This is a genomic window from Elusimicrobiaceae bacterium (genome assembly GCA_028700325.1).
Lineage (GTDB): Bacteria > Elusimicrobiota > Elusimicrobia > Elusimicrobiales > Elusimicrobiaceae > JAQVSV01.
On sequence record JAQVSV010000006.1, the window covers coordinates 15,545 to 35,130 of the forward strand.

At 58.9% G+C, this 19,586-nt stretch carries 18 protein-coding genes; 12 read left to right on the forward strand and 6 right to left on the reverse strand.

Annotation, left to right across the window (positions count from 1 at the left end; translation table 11 throughout):
• Nucleotides 1-12 precede the first annotated feature (12 nt).
• Both nth and PHW69_01560 read right to left on the reverse strand, forming a co-directional pair.
• Complete coding sequence (nth, locus tag PHW69_01555) at nucleotides 13-651, reverse strand: endonuclease III (protein ID MDD4003874.1); 639 nt, start codon at nucleotides 649-651, stop codon at nucleotides 13-15.
• Nucleotides 648-884, reverse strand: a complete 237-nt coding sequence (locus PHW69_01560; protein ID MDD4003875.1) for a VOC family protein — start codon at nucleotides 882-884, stop codon at nucleotides 648-650. Before PHW69_01560 ends, nth begins: the two co-directional genes overlap by 4 nt.
• A 332-nt stretch (nucleotides 885-1,216) precedes the next feature.
• Between PHW69_01560 and hcp the strand changes: the two genes are divergently transcribed.
• The 5 genes from hcp (at nucleotide 1,217) to PHW69_01585 (ending at nucleotide 7,112) form a co-directional block, all read left to right on the forward strand.
• Nucleotides 1,217-2,848 carry a hydroxylamine reductase gene (hcp, locus tag PHW69_01565; GenBank protein ID MDD4003876.1) on the forward strand — a complete coding sequence of 544 codons (1,632 nt, stop codon included), beginning with the start codon at nucleotides 1,217-1,219 and terminating at the stop codon, nucleotides 2,846-2,848.
• Between the two features lie 89 nt (nucleotides 2,849-2,937).
• Nucleotides 2,938-4,143: a glycosyltransferase 87 family protein gene (locus PHW69_01570; GenBank protein ID MDD4003877.1), complete on the forward strand. Its 1,206-nt coding sequence runs from the start codon at nucleotides 2,938-2,940 to the stop codon at nucleotides 4,141-4,143.
• Between the two features lie 407 nt (nucleotides 4,144-4,550).
• Nucleotides 4,551-5,633: an ATP-grasp domain-containing protein gene (locus tag PHW69_01575; GenBank protein ID MDD4003878.1), complete on the forward strand. Its 1,083-nt coding sequence runs from the start codon at nucleotides 4,551-4,553 to the stop codon at nucleotides 5,631-5,633.
• 1 nt (nucleotide 5,634) lies between these two features.
• The gene (locus PHW69_01580) at nucleotides 5,635-6,651 is read left to right on the forward strand and encodes an ATP-grasp domain-containing protein (protein ID MDD4003879.1); all 1,017 of its coding nucleotides are present in this window, start codon (nucleotides 5,635-5,637) and stop codon (nucleotides 6,649-6,651) included.
• A complete protein-coding gene (locus PHW69_01585) occupies nucleotides 6,645-7,112 on the forward strand; it encodes a GNAT family N-acetyltransferase (protein ID MDD4003880.1) in 468 nt (155 codons plus the stop codon). The genes PHW69_01580 and PHW69_01585 overlap by 7 nt, the downstream gene beginning before the upstream one ends.
• A 171-nt stretch (nucleotides 7,113-7,283) precedes the next feature.
• Here the strand turns inward: PHW69_01585 and PHW69_01590 are convergent, their stop codons facing one another.
• A complete protein-coding gene (locus tag PHW69_01590; protein MDD4003881.1) occupies nucleotides 7,284-10,706 on the reverse strand; it encodes an acyl-[ACP]--phospholipid O-acyltransferase in 3,423 nt (1,140 codons plus the stop codon).
• Nucleotides 10,707-10,793: 87 nt separating this feature from the next.
• Here PHW69_01590 and PHW69_01595 point away from each other — a divergent pair, with 87 nt between their 5' ends.
• Complete coding sequence (locus PHW69_01595; protein ID MDD4003882.1) at nucleotides 10,794-11,561, forward strand: hypothetical protein; 768 nt, start codon at nucleotides 10,794-10,796, stop codon at nucleotides 11,559-11,561.
• Between the two features lie 305 nt (nucleotides 11,562-11,866).
• Here the strand turns inward: PHW69_01595 and PHW69_01600 are convergent, their stop codons facing one another.
• The 3 genes from PHW69_01600 to PHW69_01610 are packed head-to-tail and all read right to left on the reverse strand — an operon-like array spanning nucleotide 11,867 to nucleotide 15,681.
• Entirely contained in the window at nucleotides 11,867-12,691 is an 825-nt protein-coding gene (locus PHW69_01600; GenBank protein ID MDD4003883.1) for a radical SAM protein, read from the reverse strand.
• 56 nt (nucleotides 12,692-12,747) lie between these two features.
• Nucleotides 12,748-14,331, reverse strand: a complete 1,584-nt coding sequence (locus PHW69_01605) for an ATP-binding protein (GenBank protein ID MDD4003884.1) — start codon at nucleotides 14,329-14,331, stop codon at nucleotides 12,748-12,750.
• Nucleotides 14,332-14,337: 6 nt separating this feature from the next.
• Nucleotides 14,338-15,681 (reverse strand): PocR ligand-binding domain-containing protein, encoded by a 1,344-nt coding sequence (locus PHW69_01610; GenBank protein MDD4003885.1) that lies wholly within the window; start codon nucleotides 15,679-15,681, stop codon nucleotides 14,338-14,340.
• Nucleotides 15,682-15,890: 209 nt separating this feature from the next.
• Between PHW69_01610 and PHW69_01615 the strand changes: the two genes are divergently transcribed.
• From PHW69_01615 to PHW69_01640, 6 genes are read left to right on the forward strand one after another with little or no spacing between them, the layout of a single operon-like run.
• On the forward strand, nucleotides 15,891-16,469 hold the full coding sequence (locus tag PHW69_01615; protein ID MDD4003886.1) for a pentapeptide repeat-containing protein: 579 nt from the start codon (nucleotides 15,891-15,893) through the stop codon (nucleotides 16,467-16,469).
• Between the two features lie 22 nt (nucleotides 16,470-16,491).
• Entirely contained in the window at nucleotides 16,492-16,797 is a 306-nt protein-coding gene (locus PHW69_01620; GenBank protein ID MDD4003887.1) for a PLP-dependent transferase, read from the forward strand.
• A gap of 7 nt (nucleotides 16,798-16,804) precedes the next feature.
• Nucleotides 16,805-17,632, forward strand: coding sequence for a sulfite exporter TauE/SafE family protein (locus PHW69_01625; protein MDD4003888.1), 828 nt, complete (start codon nucleotides 16,805-16,807; stop codon nucleotides 17,630-17,632).
• Nucleotides 17,629-17,910, forward strand: coding sequence for a DUF1634 domain-containing protein (locus PHW69_01630; protein MDD4003889.1), 282 nt, complete (start codon nucleotides 17,629-17,631; stop codon nucleotides 17,908-17,910). Before PHW69_01625 ends, PHW69_01630 begins: the two co-directional genes overlap by 4 nt.
• Before the next feature lie 27 nt (nucleotides 17,911-17,937).
• Nucleotides 17,938-18,201: a GIY-YIG nuclease family protein gene (locus tag PHW69_01635; protein MDD4003890.1), complete on the forward strand. Its 264-nt coding sequence runs from the start codon at nucleotides 17,938-17,940 to the stop codon at nucleotides 18,199-18,201.
• Nucleotides 18,189-19,574, forward strand: coding sequence for an MBL fold metallo-hydrolase (locus tag PHW69_01640; GenBank protein ID MDD4003891.1), 1,386 nt, complete (start codon nucleotides 18,189-18,191; stop codon nucleotides 19,572-19,574). The genes PHW69_01635 and PHW69_01640 overlap by 13 nt, the downstream gene beginning before the upstream one ends.
• Nucleotides 19,575-19,586 lie beyond the last annotated feature (12 nt).

Here is a 19,586-nt window from a genome sequence, read left to right on the forward strand (position 1 = left end):
CGTGCCAATCAGCTATTTATTCACATCACGGCGCAGGCAAAAATCAATTACCGGGCACTGCGCGCAGCGCGGCGCGCGCGCCTGGCAAACCCGGCGCCCGTGCAGAACCAGCGCCATGGAAAACCAGCGCCAGTCGGCCCGGTCAAGCTGCCGCATGAAATCGCGCTCGATTTTAACCGGATCCGCACTGCCGGTAAACCCCATGCGCCACGCCAGCCTTTTAACATGCGTGTCAACCACAAACCCCTCGGTCTTTCCGAACGCCTCGCCAAGCACGACATTGGCGGTCTTGCGGGCGACTCCGCGCAGGCTTAAAAGCCCGTCCATGGTATCCGGCACGCGCCCGCCGAATTTTTCCATGATTGCCGCGGCGGACTGTTTCAGCGACAGCGCCTTGCTGTGATAAAACCCCGCCGAATGAACAAGCCGCTCGATCTCGCCGAGCGGAGCCGCCGCCAGTTCGCGCGGACCGGGGTATCGCCCGAAAAGCTCCGGCGTCACCGCGTTAACCCGCGAGTCCGTGCACTGGGCCGATAAAATGACCGCGCCCAGCAGCTGAAAAGGCGTTTTGTAAACCAGCTCGGTGCGCGCGCCGAAATACAGCGGCCGCAGTATTTCCGTTATTTCAGCCAGCCTCTCTTTTTTATTCACGGTTTATCCGCCGTTATTTCCACGCGGTTGCCGTCCGGGTCAAGAACACAGCACTCGTAATACCCGTCGCCCGTGCGGCGCGGCCCGTCACAAATCACATACCCGTCGGACTTAAGCCGCGCGGACAGCAAATCAACCGCCCGCTCGTCGCCTGCGGCAATCGCCACATGCGCGTAACCCGCAAAGCGCTCCGCCTTGCCGCTTTGCCGGGGCGCAAGCGTGGAAATATTCATCAGTTCAAGCCTGGAACCGGACTCAAATTCCAGGAACCGCGATGAAAAACCCGTCGCCCCGTTGCGGTATGCCCGCCCCGCCGCCGCGCCGAACTACCTCTCGTAAAACCCGGCCAGTCTTTCGATATCGCCGGTCCAGATCCCGACATGTTCTATTTTCATGCTCCGTCATCCCGTCCCGCCTGCCAATCCCGATATATGATAATATTTTGCGGGGGTAGCGCGTCCGCATCCTGGCGAACACAAAACGATTGACCGCACCGACCTATTATATATAATGTAAAGCGGCGCGCCATTAAAATCCGGGCGGGCCGCACAGCAAGGGGGATATAATGTTCTGTTATCAATGTCAGGAAACATCCAAAAACACGGGCTGCACAATCGCCGGAGCATGCGGAAAGAAAAACGGCACTTCCGACATTCAGGATCTGCTGATCTACACGCTGATGGGCATGGCGCGTTACGCCTATGAACTGCCCGCGCCGCGCGACCGGAAATACGGGGATTTCATAACGGCGGCGCTGTTTTCCACCATAACCAACGCCAATTTCGACGATACCGCGCTTCTGCGTCTCGTGCGCCAGGCCCTGGCATTGCGAGCGGAACTGGCCCGCGGTCTGGACGGCAAACTGGCCGGGCCAGCGCATGACTCAATGATCTGGTCGGCGGCCGGTGACGCGGAAATGCTCGCCAAAGCCGGCACCTGCGGCATCATGGCTCTGAGCGAAAACCCCGATCTGCGCTCGCTTAAATCGCTGGTGCTGTACGGGCTCAAGGGCATATCGGCCTACGCGCATCACGCCGCCGTGTTGGGCTGCGTAAGCGATGAAATTTATGATTCCGTGATCAAGGGCCTGGCCGACTGCACCCGCGAGCTGCCCGCCGATACACTGACCGCGCTTGTTCTGGAAACGGGAAAAACCGCGGTATCGGCAATGGCGCTGCTCGACAAAGCCAACACCGTCACCTACGGCCACCCGGAAATAACCAGGGTGGAGCTGAGCGTCCGCAAAAACCCCGGAATCCTTATTTCCGGGCATGACCTGAAAGATCTGCACGAACTGCTCATCCAAACCAGGGGAACCGGCGTGGACGTGTACACCCACAGCGAGATGCTGCCGGCGCACTATTATCCGGCGTTCAGGAAATTCGCGCATTTCGCCGGCAATTACGGCGGCTCATGGTGGCACCAGAACAAGGATTTCGAAACATTCAACGGCCCTGTCCTGATGACCACCAACTGCATCATCCCGGTCAAGGATTCCTACGGGAACAGGATTTTCACCACCGGCATGACGGGTTATCCCGGCGTAAAACATATCGAAGACCGCCAGCCCGGAAAAACCAAGGATTTTTCGGAGCTGATCGCGCTGGCAAAGACCTGCGCTCCGCCTCTGGAACTGGAAACCGGCGAGCTGGTGGGCGGTTTCGCCCATAATCAGGTTGCCGCCTTGGCGGACAAAATAGTCGCGGCGGTGAAATCAGGCGCGATCAGACGGTTCGTGGTCATGGCCGGCTGCGACGGCCGCCAGCCCGCGCGCGGTTATTTCACGGAAGTGGCCCGGCAGCTGCCGCCGGACACAGTCATACTCACAGCCGGCTGCGCCAAATACCGCTACAACAAACTGAAGCTGGGCGATATCGGCGGCATTCCGCGTGTGCTGGACGCGGGCCAGTGCAACGACTCCTATTCGCTGGCGGTAACCGCACTCGCGCTGAAAGACATGTTCGGGCTGAAAGACGTCAACGAACTGCCGCTTTCATTCGATATCGCTTGGTATGAACAGAAGGCGGTTGCGGTTCTGCTGGCGTTGCTGGCGCTCGGGTTTAAGGGAATCAGGATGGGTCCGACACTGCCGGCTTTCCTGTCGCCGCAGGTCGCCGCGACTCTGGTTGAAAAATTCGGCATAAAACTTGCCGGGCAGGCCGCCGAGGACGTGGAAAAAATGATGACGGGCAATTAGTCGCTCGCGGCCGGGCAGGCTTGAGCCTGCCCGGCCGCACCGCGCATTGCGCCGTGCGGCGGGAAACGCTACAATAATCCTGCCACCGTATGACCAATACCAGGAAACTGGCTGTTATCGTGTTCGGCGGCCTGATTGCCGCCTGCCTCTATCACTGCGCGCTGATGGGGGCTTTGCTGCATCGCGACTACCCCCAAAACACTTTTCTGTTCAACAACGACTGGCTTTTTTCCGATTTCTACGAAACCGTCAAACTGGCCTCCACCGGCAATCCCTATTCCGGCGCGGCGGTGCTCAACAGCGTATATCCGCCGGCGCTTAACCTGGCGGCGCTGCTGCTTGCCAGACAGCCGTTCCTGCGCCCGAGCGACTTATACCTGCTGCTGGCCGCGCTGGTTATCGGCGCGGCCGGCTGGCTGGTTTTCAGGGAAAAGGATCCCGCGAAAACCGCGCTTAATGTGCTGGGCGGCGCGTTCGCGTCGTACCCGGTTATTTACTTGCTGCACCGCGGCAATCTGGAGCTGATTGCGTTTCCGTGCCTGTTCGCCGGCATATATTTTTACGACAAAAAGAAATACGCCGCCGCCGCGCTGGGCATAGGGCTGGCGGCGGCCTGCAAGGTTTATCCGGCGATATTTTTCTTTTTATTCGTGACGGACAGAAAAATGCGCTGGGCAGCGCTGTCCGCCGCGATCTGCGCGGCGGTCACGGTCGCGGGCTTCATGTATTTCCATAACGGGCTCGCGCAAAACATCTCCGCCATGCTCGCCACGATGCGCGCGTATAACGCGGAATATGTAGGCAAGGGGTACGGACTGGTGTTCGGGCACAGCCTCTACGGCGCGCTTCAGGCGGTGCGGTGCTGGATTCTGGGCATAGAACCTGTTTACTCAAGCCCGCGGCTGATCAAATTCTATCCGTATATCGCGGCGGCGCTGGGGCTTTTCACGCTGCGGCGGGTGTGGCTGGAAAAAGAACTGTGGAAAAAAGTCGCGCTGCTTACGGCGGCAATGCTGGCGCTGCCGTATGTGTCGGCGGATTACCGGCTGATCAGCCTGTTCGCGCCATTGTACCTGTATTTCAAAGCGGGCTATAACGGCAGGTACGCTTGCGCATATCTGTGGATTTTCGGGCTGCTGCTTGTTCCGAAAAACTTTTTATATTTCTGCGAACCGGAAGTGTCTTTGTCCGCCGCGCTTAATCCGCTGCTGCTGGGCGCGCTGGCCGCGCTTATCGTGCGAGAACAGATTGCCGGGCGGAAAGCAACCGTCCCGGACGGCGCGCCGCCGTCGTGAAATTTGATTTGGCGGAGATTTGTACTATAATATCATCAGACGCCGGAAATCATGGCGCGCAGCAAATTTCTTTCTCATAAGGAAGAAACACAAAGACTATGGTTCTCGAACCTAAGGCTGAGCCGGACGGAAGTGGCAGTAAAAATCAAGCAGCACCGGAGCGGACGCAACAGACTCTCCAAAACAGCAGTGCCGCAGCAAACCTTCACATCGGGATGAACGACTGCGCTGAAAACGCCGGCCGTATATATCCCTTCTTTAAGCGGTGCGTTCGCGCCGCGCGAAAACCTGCCGTAATAAAAGGGAAAGTTTCGGGCCCGCAATTTTTAATCCGCGGCGCTTCGCCCATGCCCGCATGGCTTGAGCGGTAACCGATACCAATACCGAACGGACAATAAAAAACATCAATGACCGAAAAACAGCTGTGCCTTGAAGAAGCACCCGGTAAAGACTCCGCCGAACCTCCATCCTCCGGCGGGCAGAAAACACTTAACACCATAGGGCTGGCCTTCAACCTGCGCAAGGAAGGCTGCGTGAACGAAGCGTACGAGGAATACGACGATATTCACACGATAGAAAGCCTCAGGCGCGAAATAGAGAAATACGGCTACGAGGTCCTCCTGTACGAACAGGATGATGATTTTCAGGCGCGGCTTCGCGAGCGGCGGCCTGATCTGATGATTAACATAGCCGAAGGGATCGGCACCGGCCGAAGCCGCGAGTCGCAGGTGCCCTGCCTGCTGGAAAGCATGGGGATTGCGTACAGCGGATCCGACCCGGTGGCGCTGGGCATAACGCTGGACAAGTATGTCACGTCCGCGCTGCTCGATCACGCGAAAATCCCGGTTCCGGCGATGCATCTGGTCAGCGCCGCCGAAGATCTCGCCGGCTTGCCGCGGATTTTCCGCGACGGGCGGCGTTACATTGTAAAGCCGCGCTGGGAAGGCTCCTCGAAAGGCGTGCACGACAATTCCGTGGTGGATAATTTCGCGGATCTCAAGGCGCGCGCCAAAGACGTATTGAAAAAACACAGCCAGCCGGCGGTTATCGAAGAATTCATGCCGGGCGACGAAATCACCGCCGGGATCTGCGGCAATAACCGGCCGGAACTGCTCGGCATGATGAAAATCGAACCCACAGTCAGGGAAAAGGATTATTTCCTCTATTCAATCGAGTACAAACGAGAATGGGAAACTAAAATCGTCTACCGGCGGCAGGACACGCTCGGCCGGAAAGTGCGCCAGGCCGTTGAGAAATACGCGCTCGCGGCGTTCCGCTGCCTGGAACTGCGGGACATGGCGCGGATTGATTTCCGGCTCGACAGCAAAGGCGTTCCTCATATAATAGACGTCAATCCGCTGCCCGGCATGTCGCCCGAGTACAGCGATCTGCCCATCCTGGTGCGCCTTAACGGCGGCACCTATACCCAGCTGTTCGAGCGGTTTCTCAGAACCGCAATCACCCGGCACGGCTTCGCCGTGAAATTCTAAAATGCAGACAACAACCCCCACCGGCGTTTCACCCGCCGGCAGAAACATCGTCATCGCCTACGCTTACGAAAAGACCCAGCGGGAGGACGTGAAAGCCTGCGCGACCTGCTGCAGGCTGCTTTACAAGGAACTGGCCTCGATGGGCTTTAAAACGCGCCGGATGAAAGTGTCCGACAGGAATCTGACCCGGCCGCACGAACTGCGCAAACGCCTCAGCCGGGACAACCCGCTGTGCATTTTCAACCTGTTCGAGGGATTCTCCTACAACACCAAAACGGAATCCGTTTTTTCCAGAATTCTGGAAAGCGCTAAAATTCCGTTCACCGGCAACAGCACCAGCGCGCTGGAACTGTGCCTGGACAAACAGGCGGTCAAGGAACGGCTCGCCCTGCACGGCGTAAAGGTGCCGGCGGGCGTGCTGGCGAAATCGCCGGAGGACGTGGAAAACGCGGGCCTGCGGCTGCCTGCGTTCATCAAACCCTGCTACGAAGACGCGAGCGTGGGAATCGGCAAAGACTCGCTGGTCAGCACGAGGGAGGAACTGCTTGCCACCGTGCGGAACCGGCTGGCGGCCTTTCCGTCCGGCGTGATAGCGGAGGAGTTCATACCCGGCGTGGAATACACCGTCGGGCTGATCGGCACGCCGCCGTACGAGGTGATAGGGATATCATCGCTCCAGTACAATCCCGCCGCCGGGAACGAACTGCGGTTCCTGCATTACGAATCGAAGTGGGACACGGAATCGGAATCCTTCCGCATGCTCATGCCGCAGGTGCGGCCGCTGCCGCCCGAAATCAAGGCGGAGCTTGAAGATATCGCCATCCGTGCGGGCAAAGCGGTCGGGTGCAATGGGTATTTCCGCGTTGACGTGCGCGAACGCAACGGGGAGTACTATGTGCTTGACATCAATCCGAACCCCGATATAAATTCCGACAGCGGCTTCATAAAACAGGCCCGCAAAAGCGGCTACACTTACGGGCAGGTGCTGACCAAGATCATAGCGGCGGCCACATGCTGAAACAGACGGTCAATGCGGCGGAGTTCGCGGCAACCGCGGAAGGGACCGGCGTTTTCGCGCGCCATGAAATTGATGTTCTGAAAGAAATCCTGCGCGACTGCGAACACGATCCCGCCAATACTTACGTTATTGACGCGGAGCGCGACGGCTCCGCGCTGCGCGGATTCTCTATTTACGGCAGAACCCCCATGACCGATTTCGGCTGGGATGTCTACTGGATAGTCGTGGCGAAAAACCAGCAGGGCCGAGGTTTGGGAAAACAGCTGCTGGACCGCGCCGAACAGGCCATTATGGCGCATGACAAACGCGCGGTGTTGAGAATTGAAACCTCATCGCTGCCGGAATACGCGCCCGCGCGGAAGCTGTACCTGAAATGCGGCTACGAAAAAACCGGCACGATCCCCGACTTCTACAAGGCGGGCGACTCGCTGATGCTGTTTCACAAACTCATTTCACGCTGACACATATCAGGCGGCAAAGCGCGCCGGCGGATTCTATCCGGCGGCGCGCTTTAAGCTGCAACCCGCTGACGGTATCGCTTTCTCAACGAGAACCCTCAAAACAACACGCAACTGCCAATTTGAGTTAATTAAAATTTTGCCCGGCTCCGAACCTGCGCCCCGGCCCGTTTTTCAGGCGCGTAACCAGCCGGCCGACGGTGAGGAAAGCTCGGCGGCAAGCTGTCTGGCCCGCGCGATGTCAATCTTGCCCGACCCCAGAAACGGGAGCTCCGGCACGCTGAAAAAACAGTCCCGCGCGGGAACCCATAAAGGCGGCAGCCCGGAATCTTTCAGCCGGGCATGAAGCGCGTCCGTATCGCCGATCGCCCTGCACAGCACGGCCAGCTTTTCGCCGCGTTTTTCATCAGGCAGCGAAACCACCACGAACGTGCGCTCGATCACTCCGGCAAGCTGGTGCAGCTTTTCCTCAATCTTGATATGGGGCACCATTTCGCCGGCTATTTTGGAAAACCGGGACAGCCGGTCGGTAATGGTAACGAATCCGTCCTCGTCTATCGAGGCGATATCGCCGGTGATATAATACCCGTCGCGCATTACGGCGGACGTTTTTTCCGCGCTGTCCAGATAGCCTTTCATAACGTTGGGGCCCTTCACCAGCAGCAGGCCCGGCGTGTCGGCCGGCAAAGGCTCGAATGTTTCGGGATTCACCACCTTCATGGCGATACCCGGCAGCGGCGCGCCGATGGTGCCCGGCTTGCCGCCGGTCTGGTGCAGGCCGTCCATATCCACGTCGGGAATATTGAGCGAGGCGGCGGGCGACAGCTCGGTGCAGCCGTATCCTTCCAGCGGCATGATCCCGAATTTATCGCGGAACGACAGCGCTATTTCTTCGCGCAGCTTCTCGGCCCCGGTAACAGCCAGCCGCAGGGTTTTGAAATCCGCCGTTTCGATTTTGCGGATATACGCCACAAAAAAACCCGGCGTGCCAAGCAGCATTGTCGCGCGGTAGCGGCGGGCGAGCGCGCCGATCGTGCGCGCGTCAAGCGGGTTGTAGTGGTAAACGACCCCGAACCCGGCAACCAGCGGCAGCCATAAGGTGACGGTATACCCGAACGAATGAAAAAACGGCAGAACACCCACCAGCCGGTCATGCGGAGTAAGCTGGTAAATCTGGGCCGCCGCTTCAATGTTTGAATGGATATTGGCATGCGACAGCATCACGCCCTTGGGTTCGCCGGTGGAACCGCTGGTGAAGATAATCGCGGCGGTAGCGTCAAGCGGCACGTCCGCGCGGGCGAGCAGGGTTTTACGCAGCATGAACATGGGATAGATAAACAGGACAATCGCGGAGGCCAGGCCCTCCAGTTTAGAGATTCCCGCCGTCAAATCCTCCAGAAAAACCATGTTTTCCGACACCTGCCAGCCGCGGGCCTGCGCCAGTTTTTTCGACACGATTATTTTTTCCAGTCCGGCCTGCCGGGCGCAGGCGGCGATATTTTCAAACGGCGTGGTGTAATTAAGATTGACCGGCACCTTGCCCAGCAGCGAAACCGCTATGTTGACCAGCGCGCCCGCGGCCGACGGCGGCAGCAGAATTCCCACGTTGGACGCGGCCGGAAGTATTTTATCCAGAATTTTCGACAGCACCACCGCGCGCGTAAGCGCGGACCCCATCTTTATTCTGCGGACTCCGGAATCAGCCATGCAGAACCGGAACCAGTGGCGTTTGGCCTCCTCCGCAAACGCCAGCGGCAGCGGCAGTTTAGAGTCAAGCCGGTTCCTGAAGGCTTCCGCGCCCAGTTCCTGCATGGCAAGCCGGATGGTTGAGGAATCGGTATCCGCCGGCATAGCGCGCCCGAAACTGACAGTCACCGGGTAACCCAGCCGCTTCGGCCACTTGAAAACCGCGCGGCCGCCCTCGAAACTGAACAGTCTTCCCCACACCCCGTCAATATGTACCGGCAGGATGGGCGCGTCCAGCCCTTCGGCAATCCGCTCATAGCCTTTTTTGAAACGCAGCAGCTGGCCGTGGCGTGAAATCTCGCCTTCGATAAAAATGCAGACCGCGTCGCCGTTTGCAAGCGCGTCCTTGGCCATGCGCAGTGACCGCACGATTTCGCGCGGCCCGCTGGAATGCGAAATGGGAATGCATTTGGCCATCCGGAAAAACCAGTTCAGCACCGGCATGTCATAAAACTTTTTATGCATTATGAAACGGATGGGCCGCTGGCACGCGCCGGTGAGAAGAAGCGCGTCAACAAAAGAAATATGGTTGGAAACCAGCAGAACAGGCCCGTCCGGCGGAAAATTGCCGCCGCCCTTGGTTTCAATGTGATAGGCGATATTGACCACCGGATAAGCGATAAACCGCAGCAGAAACTCCGGCAGCACGGTTATGATATAGGCGGCCACCGCCAGAGTCATCGCGCCCAGCACGATAAACACCTGCGCGGGATTAAGCTTGAACCAGCTGTCCGTCGTCCACAGCACGGCGGAAGCGACAATAACGCCCGTAAACGCCATAATGTTTCCGGCGGCTATGAATGTGCCGCGCCGGGCCTCGGGGCTGCGGTACTGCACATAGGTTTCCAGCGGCAGTTCAAACAGCCCGCCCGAAAGCCCCAGCAGAAACAGCAATACCCCGGTCGCGAACACCGAATCAAAACTGAAAGCGAGCGCGGCGGAAAACACCACCAGCCCCAGCGCGCCGACCGGCACCAGCCCCAGCTCCACCCGGTTCCTGGACAGCCGGCCCGCCAGCACGCTGCCAACGCCTATGCCGAGCGCGACCATCATCTGAAACACGCTCAGCGCGGCCGCGGTTTCGTGCATCATTTCGCGCCCGTAAACCAGAATGTTCATCTGGAACATCGCACCCACAAACCAGAAATAAGCGCTGCCCATAAGCGCGAGAAAAATTTTGCGGTGTCCGGAAACTTCCCTGATATCGGAGTAAATTCTTCCCGCCACATCCAGCTCGAACCGCTGCGAACCCGCGGCGGCCGGCACCTTGCCCACCAGCAGGCTGGCCGCCAGGCCCAGCCCGGCGACCGCCAGGAAAAACGGCACCGCCTGATAGAATTTCCCGTGCGTGAACTCCAGCAGCAGGCCAGCCGCAGCCGCGCCGAGAATGATGCCGCCAAACCCGGTCATTGACATAAGCCCGTTGCCGTTTGACAGATCGTTCGACTCCAGCAGTTCCGGCAGGATCGCCAGCTTCACCGGGCTTAACAGCGCGCTGTGAACACCCATCAGAAACATCAGCGCCAGCAGCGCCGGCACGCTTTGAAAATACAGCGGCAGAAAACTGACCGCCATCAGGCCCAGTTCCACCGCTTTAAGCGCGATGATTGTTTTATGCTTGCAGAACCGGTCGGCCAAAGCGCCGGCAAAACTGGAAAACAGTATATAAGGTATTACGAAACAGACACCCGCCAACGCTATAACGTGCGCCGTTCGGGCCTGCGGCAGAGTTACCGCCGCCATCAGCATGATGAATGTTTTAAAGGCGTTGTCATTGGCCGTGCCAAGCAGCTGCACGGCCAGCAGGCTCACAAATCCGGGACTGGCGGTTGAAATTTTAGCGTTCTTCACTTGCCCCTCTGTTGAAATACTGTAAAAGTATAACAAAAACCCGGCATGCGTTGTATCGCCCGGCCGGAAAAACACTATAATATCGGTATGAAAAAGAAACTCATTGCCGCAGCCGCGCTGTGCTGCGCGCTCGCTTGCACAATCGTGCCCGCGCATGCGGGCACAAAGATAAAACGCGCGGCGACCGGCAACACCGCAAAGACCGTTGCACTCGACGAAACCGGCGCGGCGGCCGGCACGCTGACGGACAAAACCGAATATATCCTCTATATTCCGGCGGGCCTGAAACCCGGGACAAGGCATCCCCTCGTCGTCGCGCTTTCGCCCGGCGGCGAGCCGTATTCCATGCTTAACGCCTGGCGTTCGGCGGCCGACCGGCATAAATGGCTGGTATTCGCGTCGAAAGTGTTTAGCAACGGCGGCGACGCGGACAAAAAACTTGCCGCCGTTTCCAGCGCGCTGTATAACGAGATCTGCCTGCGGCCGGACACAGACTGCACAAAAACGATCGTCACCGGCATGTCCGGCGGCGCGATGGGCTCTTACATACTCGCCATGATGGAGCCGGGCATGATAGCCGCCGTTGTCGCCAACACCGGCATGATGCACGAAAACGAGAAACGGGCGAATTATCCGCGCGGCAAGGCGGCGGTGTTTCTCGCCAGCCCAGCGGACTTCCGCTATGACGCGATGAAACAGGACCGCGGATTTCTTGAAGAAAGAGGCTGGAAAACCGAATGGCTGGAATTTGCCGGCGGGCACACCATCGCACCCGCCGGCATCTATGAGCGGGCCGCGCAATGGGTGCAAACCAACGTATTCAGCACACCGCAGCCGCCGCAAGAGAACCGGTAAAACCCGATCAGGCTGTATCCGCGGCTTTTGCGCCGCGCAGTCGGCGTGTGCCGGCTGACGCGCCGGCGCCAAGTCCGCCGGAGATGAGGACACGCGGCTTTCCGCGCACGGATCCGGTTTTCAATGTTGAACGTGCCTGCCACCCGCTTTCCTGAAAGCCGCAAACAGGCGCAAAAATCCGCACGAAATGTACCGGGCCGGCAATCATTATGTCGTGCCGGCCGGCGCCGGATTTTTGTAAGCGGAATTTATTAAAAACGGGCGCCGGTTACCCGTCACCCGACCCGGTCTGGCACAAATCCATTTTAATTCGGCGCGCGGAATCCGCAGGTTTTGCAGCAGTCCGGTCTATCGTCAGGTGAAGCGATTGCGCGGCGCAGCCGCATGGCGGCGGGCCCGGCCAGAATCTCATCAAGCGGCGAATCGGCTATTGAACCGAGCGTCATACGCCCGTCAAAATCCGCACAGCACGGCACAACCCTCCCGTCAGACAGAATGGCGCAGTTGTGCCGCAGCCCAAGGCACCCGCCCGGCGGTCTTTCCGCGCGGGCCGAGCCGGGCCATTCGAAAAACGGGCCGGAATTAAAATACACGCCGGGCGCAAGTTTCACGGCGCCGCGCTCAAGCGCGGACGCCGTCACGCCAAATTCCGCAAAAACGCGGCCGGCTGTTTCGCGCTCGAAAACTCCGCGCAAATCGCCGCGCAGCCGAAAAGAAGCGATCACGCGCGCCGGACGGGCGCGTGCAAAACGCAGAATGGAAAGCAACGCCGCCTCCCGGCCGCGCGTTTCAAGCGAGGCCAGCGCGTGCAGCGAAATCGAAACCTGCTTAAGGCATGGCTCTTCAAACAGCGCCGGACCGAATTTATCCAGCAGAGTCGCGTTGGTGACCAGATTCACGGCAACGCCCGCCGCCGAGCAGATTTTCAGAATTTCCGGCAAATCCGGGTGCATGAACGGCTCGCCCAGCACATGCAGCGACACCACTCCCGCCAGCGGCCCGGCCCGCCGCAGCGTCATCCGGAAAAATTCAACTGTCATCCGCCTCGGTTCACGCGCGGAAACCGCGCAGAACCCGCACGCCAGATTGCATTCATTGGTGATTTCTATAAATACGCGGCGGAATTTCATAAGTGTTTTTCAAAAAGCGAACCGGCCGCAATCACGGCAACCCGCTGACACGGCCTTCAAACCGAGCCGCGCTCCTCTCTGTATACAGGCAGGGTGAAAGCGAATTTCGCGCCTTTGCCTTCGCCCTCGCTTTCCATCCACATCCGCCCGCCGTGCAGCTCCACAATATCCCTGGAAATACACAGCCCCAGCCCGGTGCCGCCGTATTTTCTGCCGGGGCCTTTGGCCAGCTGCTCAAACTGGCGGAAAATCCGCTCCTGATCCTCCGACGCAATGCCTATGCCGGTGTCGGAAACCGCTGTTTCGACAAATTCGCCGGCCCGGAACATGGAAATTTTTATCGTTCCCCCGTCCGGCGTGAATTTCGCGGCGTTTGAAAGCAGATTATACATTACCTGCCGCACCCGCATTTCATCCGCCAGAACGGGCGGCACGTCCGGCGCAAGGTCCATTTCGAGTTTTAATTTGTGCCGGACGGCTTTTTCGCGTATCATCACAAGACTGTTTTCAACCAGTTCCGTCAGCGCGACCCGCTCAGGTTCAAGCACCATCTTCCCGGACTCTATTTTCGCCAGATCAAGAATATCGTTTATCAGCAGCAGAAGATGCCTGCCGCTTTCCTGAATATCGTGCGCGAATTCCCGCTGCTGCCGGCTGAGTCCGCCGAAACTTTCATCCGCCAGCACCTGCGCAAACCCGATTATCGAATTAAGCGGCGTTCGCAGTTCATGCGACATCGTAGAAAGGAATTCGGTTTTCGCGTGGCTGGCGGTTTCCGCGGCTTCCCGTGCGCGGACAATCTCCTCCTCGCTGCGCTTTAGCCTGGTAATATCTATTATCGTCCCGGTCATCAGCATGGCGCGGCCCCTGTCATCGCGGGTGGGGACATCGGCGCGAGAGTCAAACCATTTGACGCTGCCGTCGCGCATGGCGATCGGGTAGACGCTGCGGAACGCGTCGTATTTGCCGGAAATCGTGCCGAAAAACCGCTCGATACTATCGTTGACCGCAGCGGTATATTCCGGGAACCGTTTTTTTGTTTCAACCAGCAGGGCATGCCAGTCGCTCAGGAGGTAAGTCCGGCGCTCGGACCCGGCTGTTTCAAGCCCCATCATCCTCATCGTGATATCCAGCGCATGAAAAACGTCAGACTCGCGAAAATCTATCCACCACGCGCCCACATCCGCCGCCTCCAGCGAATCGTGCACCAGCTGATTAAGCAACGCCAGTTCCTCCGTGCGGGCCCAGACCATTTCCTCCAGCTGTTCCCGGTGCCGCGCCAGTTCGGCCTCAGCCTGCTTGCGCTCGGTGACATCGGAAAACATCACCAGCCTTTTCTCGCCGATGCGGGTGCCGAACATTTCCACAACCCGCGTCACTCCGTTTTTGCAGATGATGTTATATTGCTGCGGTTCAATGTCGGTGCCGTCGCGCCTGGCGCGCTCGCCCGCCGCGCGCCACGACTCCATCGCCCGGCGGCGATATTCCTCGTCGGCAATGGCCAGCCGCCAGAAATCCCGTGCGTTGGGAATATCTTCGGTTGTATAGCCGAAACTGCTTACGAACCGGTCGTTAAGGAATTCGATATCGCCATTTTCCTTCTTTATAGCGATCGGAACCGGCGCGCACTGCGTGAGCATTTGGAACTAATGGCTGCTCTCGCGCAAAGCCAGCTCCGTGCGCTTCTGCTCGATCATCATTCTGGAAAGCCGGGTATTGCTGAAACTCAGGCGCGACACCAGCGCCGACAGCTTGATAAGGAAATCCATCGCCGTTTTCACGCGCCCGGAACTGACATGCGGCACCCCGGCCAACGCCTTGAGATAGCCGGCCCTGTCAAAGCCGAAACGCCCGGCGGCGCGCCCGTAATTTTCCGGATCAGGCTTTTCGTCATCAAGAAAGAACTGGCTGGTGACTATCATGCCCTTATATGCGCCTTCTATATAAAGCGGAGTGGCCACATTCCACAGCCCCCGCTCGCATTTAAGCGAAGCGTATTCGCCGGGTTTGATCATGGCGGCCAGCTGTTCGTTGCAGGCAAGACAGTCGCTGGCCGTTTCCGGATTGATGCGGTGGTATTTCGCGCAGATGTCTCGCCATCCGGCCGCGACGACAATCCCGTTATGTTCGTCCAGAATGCTGGCGTTAAGGCCCGTCAGGCTGGCAAAATCGTTCAGCAAAGACTGCATGGCGGGCACATCAATAATATCGCCCAGTTCGCGGTCGGGCGAGGACGGAAGCTCCGGCACATGATTCTCCGCCAGCAGCGCGAGCGTTCTTTTCTGGGCCTCACGGTATTCGGTAAGGTCGCGCCCGACGACCGAACAGCCCAGCGTTTCCCCGCCCGCGCCGGTAATGCGCGAGAGCGCATATTCCATCGGGACGAACTCGCCTTTTTTTGTTTTCAGTTCGGCTTCAAGCGTGGCTGTTCCCTCACGCCACACTTTGTCCAGCGTTTCCATTATGCGCGGCGCGTCCGACGGCCGGAAAAAATCCGTGGGCCGCATGCCGGCGACCTCCGCATTGCCGTAGCCGGTCAATCTGTGCAGCGCGCTGTTGCATTTGATAAGCCGGCCGTTTAAATCAAGCACGCAGAATAGATCCCTGATAGAATCGGCCACAAGACCGGCCGCGTCCACAATATCCAGACCGCACGTTACGGGCCTGTCTTTCAAAAAATAAAGAATCCAGCCGGACCAGCCGGGCAAGCGTGCGGCCGTGAAATCCAGCGTGTGCGGCTTGCCGTTTTTTCCGGTCAGCGCAATCTCTCCGCGCCCGCCGGACACCAGCCCGGCTCGAAACTCCGCCAGCTTTCCGGCCTCTTCGAAAAAAGTTTCCGGCCCGGCGCGTTCCATTTCGGATACGCAATAGCCGAGCAATGCGGCCATGGCGGGGTTAACCGCCTCGGTTTTGCCGCCGTCATCAATAATCCAGACCCCGTAAGGAGCCTGCCTGAAAATATCCAGAAAAAGATTGTTTGCGCCAGACATACCGATCCCCATGCGCCTTCACGCGCGCCAGCCGCCGATACAAATTTGCCGTCTCGCAATTCCGTCTCACCCAGAATACAGTTTACCTATATTACTGCCGTGAAGCAATACTCCTCCGGCGCGGCACGCCCCTGTTTTGCCGGACAGGAATTTAATATCATGTTGAATCGGCGGGCGCAGGCTGCGCCCGTGCCCGCCGCAGCGGCACTATGAAAAATCCAGTACAGCCGGCGCAAGACCGGGAATTTGAGGCACGGGACTTTGCAGGACAGGTTCTGCCGGTTCGCGAATTTGCGCGGTGCCGCTTTAAAGCCTGCCTGTTCGCCAGAACCGACTGCACGGGAGTTTTATTTTCCGACTGCGTTTTCGAGTCCTGCGATTTTTCCGGCGCGATATTAAAAAACTGCCGCCTGCGCGGCGCGGAATTTAACAGCTGCAAATTCATGGGCGTGGATTTCACGCCCGTAAACACCATGCTTTTAAGCTGGAAATTCACCAGCTGCAAGCTGGGGTTCTGCAATTTTTCCGAACTCAGGATAAAAGGAACTCTTTTCAAAAACTGCATCCTGCGCGACACGGATTTTATCAAGACCGACCTGAAAGACTCGTCTTTCTCCGCAACCGACCTAAAAGCGACAGTATTCCGCGGCGCGGACCTGCGGAAAGCGGATTTTTCCGGCGCGTTCAATTATTACCTCAATCCGGCGGAGAATCTGGTTGACAAGGCGGTTTTTTCCATGCCGGAAGCAGCCGTTCTGCTCGATCCGTTCGGCATAAAACTGGTTTAGCGCAGCAAACACAGGAGACGCCATGAAATTTGAGACTCTCGCCATACACGCAGGCCTGCAGGCGGATCCGGCAACCGGAGCGGTCAGCGTTGCGGTGTATCAGATTTCCACCTTCAAGCATGACACGCTCACCACCAACCGCGGCTGGAGTTATTCCCGAACCGGCAATCCAACGCGGGCCGCGCTGGAAAACTCGGTCGCGGCACTGGAGGGCGGGAATTCCGGGCTGGCATTCTCGGCGGGCCTGGCCGCGGAAACAACCGTTTTGAGCATATTAAATCCCGGCGACGAAGCGCTCGCCGATCTTGTGCAGGCCCTGCCACGCTGAAACAACCATGACATTGACCGCGTTATCGCTTCTGGCCGCGCTGGGCGCGGCGGTGGGACTGCTGGGCTCGGTATTCGGGCTGGGCGGCGGTATTTTTATCGTGCCGGTGCTGGTGCTTTATTTCAAACTGCCGATCCACAGCGCGATAGCCGCGTCGCTGGTAACCATCATCGCCACGTCAAGCGCGGTGGCCTCCGTCAACGTCGAACGCGGACTGGCCAATATGCGCCTGGGCCTTTCGCTGGAAGTGTCAACCGCGGCAGGCGCTGTGGCGGGCGCGTTCACGGCGGGCGCGTTATCCCCGAAGATATTGCAGTTCTGTTTTTCGCTGCTGCTTTTTTTCGCGGCGGCCGCGATGTTCAGAAAAGGCATCGCAAAACCGGCGCCTGAAAGCTCCGGCGAACCGCCGCCGGGCGGCGACTATGAATACACCGATCCCGCAACGGGGCGCGTGTGCCGTTATGCCGTGAAGAATCTGCCGGCGGCTTCGGCGGTTTCGGTCTTCGCCGGGGCGGTTTCCGGGCTGCTGGGCGTGGGCGGCGGCATTATCAAGGTGCCGCTAATGCATCTGGTGTGCGGCATTCCCATAAAAGCCGCGGCCGCGACCAGCAATTTCATGCTGGGCGTTACGGCGGCAACCAGCGCGGTCGTCTATTTCCGCAAAGGCCTGGTGCCGCTGGAACTGACGGCGGTGCTGGTGCTGGGCGTACTGGCCGGCTCGGCGGCGGGAATGCGAATACTGGCCAAAACCTCCTCAAACCGGCTTCAGCTGGTTTTCAGCCTGATCGCTTTTTTGATGGCGGCCAAAATCCTGTCCGCCGCGTGGGACTTATGAAACACGACAAGGCTATTGCGGTTCTGATTTCCAGAACCCTTTATTGCGGCGTCACGCTCAGCGCCGCCGCGCTGATGGCGGGCCTGTGCGCGGTGCGGCTTTGGCCTTCCGCAGGCAAACACCTGCTGACGGCGGGACTGCTGATCCTGCTGCTGACTCCGATCGCGCGCGTTATAATGCTTGCGGCGGGATACGCACTAGCCGGCCGGCCGCGCTTCGCGGTCATGGCCGGCGCCATACTGATTATCATGCTGATCGGCTATTTCATCGGCGGATAACCGCATTTTCTTTTATATAATCACAATATGGCTGACTGGACGGTCTACATGGCGCTTTGCGCCAACAACGCGCTCTACACGGGCATCACAACCGATCTGGAGCGCAGAATGCGCGAGCATAATTCCGGCAAAGGCGCGAGCTATACCCGGTCGTTCGGACCGGTGAAGCCGGTCTGGAGCGAACCATGCCGGACAAAAGCCGACGCGCTCAAACTGGAGGCCCTGATCAAGCGGCTCGGCCGCGCCGCGAAACTGCGGCTGTGCGGAGGAAACGGAAAATGGCGACACTGACATTCGCGGGCGCGGCGGGCAGCGTCACCGGCTCGCGCCACCTGCTGAACCTGACCGGCGGAAAAATGCTGCTCGACTGCGGACTTTTTCAGGGCCACCGCCGCGACGCGGACTCGAAAAACCGGACTTTCCTTTTCACGCCGGCCGATCTGACCGCCGTACTGCTTTCCCACGCGCACCTCGACCACACCGGCAATCTGCCACGCCTTGTAAAACAAGGCTTTGCCGGGAAAATTTACTGCACCCGCGCAACCGCGGAACTGGCGGAAGTGCTTTTGCAGGATTCCGCCAACATACAGCAGAAAGACGCCGAATTCTATAACAGGAAACACCCTGCCGGGCCGATAGAACCGCTGTACACGGCGGACGATATCGCGCCGGTTATCGCCCGGTTCTGTCCGGTGGAATACGAAGACCGGTTCGAACCCGCGCCGGGCGCAAGCGCGCGGTTCATCGAAGCCGGGCATATACTGGGTTCGGCGCAGATCGAGCTGGACTGGCAGGAAAACGGCTCCGCGCACCGACTTGTTTTCACCGGCGATCTCGGCCGCAAAAACATGCCGCTCGTGCGCGATCCCGCCCAGCCGCACGCGGCTGACACGGTGATAATGGAATCAACCTACGGCAACCGCCTGCACGCCGCAGGCGGCAACGCCTCGGCGCATCTTGAAACGGTAATACGGCGCACCGTAAAACGGGGCGGAAAAGTGTTCATCCCGGCATTCGCGCTGGGACGCGTGCAGGAAATCGCCTCATTGCTGGAAACCCTGCACAACCGGGACTCAATCGGGCGCGTGCCGGTTTACGTTGACAGCCCGCTCGCCGAAAAAACAACAGCCGTGTTTTCAAAAAACCGCCGCATCCTCGATCAGGACTTCGGCCGCCAGTCCGGGCAAAGCGATCCGTTCGGAGCAGGCTGGGTTCAATATATTTCCCGGCAGGCTGACTCGGTAAAGCTAAACGCGCTTGACACTCCGGCCGTTATCATCGCGCCGTCGGGCATGTGCGAAGGCGGCAGGATACTGCATCACCTGCGCCATAATCTTTCCGACCCTAAAAATTCGGTCGTGCTGGTCGGCTATCAGGCGGAAGGCACGCTCGGGCGGCGCCTGTCCGAAGGAAAACGCGAGGTTCTCGTGTTCGGCCTGCCGGTGAAAGTGCGGGCCGAAATCGTCACCGCGCACGAATACAGCGCGCACGCCGATTATAAGGATCTGACGCAATATCTCAAAGCGTTCGCCCTGCCGCCGCGCAAAGTGTTCCTGGTGCATGGCGAGGCGGATTCCGCCCGCCCGCTCGCGGCCCGCCTCGGCCGGGCGGGTTGCGCCGAACACATTCATGTGGCGGCTTACGGCGAAACTGTCACAATATAGGCTACAATATAT

Bases quoted from the DNA above. Each gene is read 5' to 3' on its own strand.
- hcp (MDD4003876.1), top strand. From the start codon at position 1,217: ATGTTCTGTTATCAATGTCAGGAAACATCCAAAAACACGGGCTGCACA.
- PHW69_01575 (MDD4003878.1), top strand. From the start codon at position 4,551: ATGACCGAAAAACAGCTGTGCCTTGAAGAAGCACCCGGTAAAGACTCC.
- PHW69_01610 (MDD4003885.1), bottom strand. From the start codon at position 15,681: ATGTCTGGCGCAAACAATCTTTTTCTGGATATTTTCAGGCAGGCTCCT.
- PHW69_01640 (MDD4003891.1), top strand. From the start codon at position 18,189: ATGGCGACACTGACATTCGCGGGCGCGGCGGGCAGCGTCACCGGCTCG.
- PHW69_01635 (MDD4003890.1), top strand. From the start codon at position 17,938: ATGGCTGACTGGACGGTCTACATGGCGCTTTGCGCCAACAACGCGCTC.
- PHW69_01625 (MDD4003888.1), top strand. From the start codon at position 16,805: ATGACATTGACCGCGTTATCGCTTCTGGCCGCGCTGGGCGCGGCGGTG.
- PHW69_01620 (MDD4003887.1), top strand. From the start codon at position 16,492: ATGAAATTTGAGACTCTCGCCATACACGCAGGCCTGCAGGCGGATCCG.
- PHW69_01585 (MDD4003880.1), top strand. From the start codon at position 6,645: ATGCTGAAACAGACGGTCAATGCGGCGGAGTTCGCGGCAACCGCGGAA.
- PHW69_01570 (MDD4003877.1), top strand. From the start codon at position 2,938: ATGACCAATACCAGGAAACTGGCTGTTATCGTGTTCGGCGGCCTGATT.
- PHW69_01595 (MDD4003882.1), top strand. From the start codon at position 10,794: ATGAAAAAGAAACTCATTGCCGCAGCCGCGCTGTGCTGCGCGCTCGCT.
- PHW69_01580 (MDD4003879.1), top strand. From the start codon at position 5,635: ATGCAGACAACAACCCCCACCGGCGTTTCACCCGCCGGCAGAAACATC.
- PHW69_01630 (MDD4003889.1), top strand. From the start codon at position 17,629: ATGAAACACGACAAGGCTATTGCGGTTCTGATTTCCAGAACCCTTTAT.
- PHW69_01605 (MDD4003884.1), bottom strand. From the start codon at position 14,331: ATGCTCACGCAGTGCGCGCCGGTTCCGATCGCTATAAAGAAGGAAAAT.
- PHW69_01615 (MDD4003886.1), top strand. From the start codon at position 15,891: ATGAAAAATCCAGTACAGCCGGCGCAAGACCGGGAATTTGAGGCACGG.
- PHW69_01600 (MDD4003883.1), bottom strand. From the start codon at position 12,691: ATGAAATTCCGCCGCGTATTTATAGAAATCACCAATGAATGCAATCTG.
- PHW69_01560 (MDD4003875.1), bottom strand. From the start codon at position 884: ATGAATATTTCCACGCTTGCGCCCCGGCAAAGCGGCAAGGCGGAGCGC.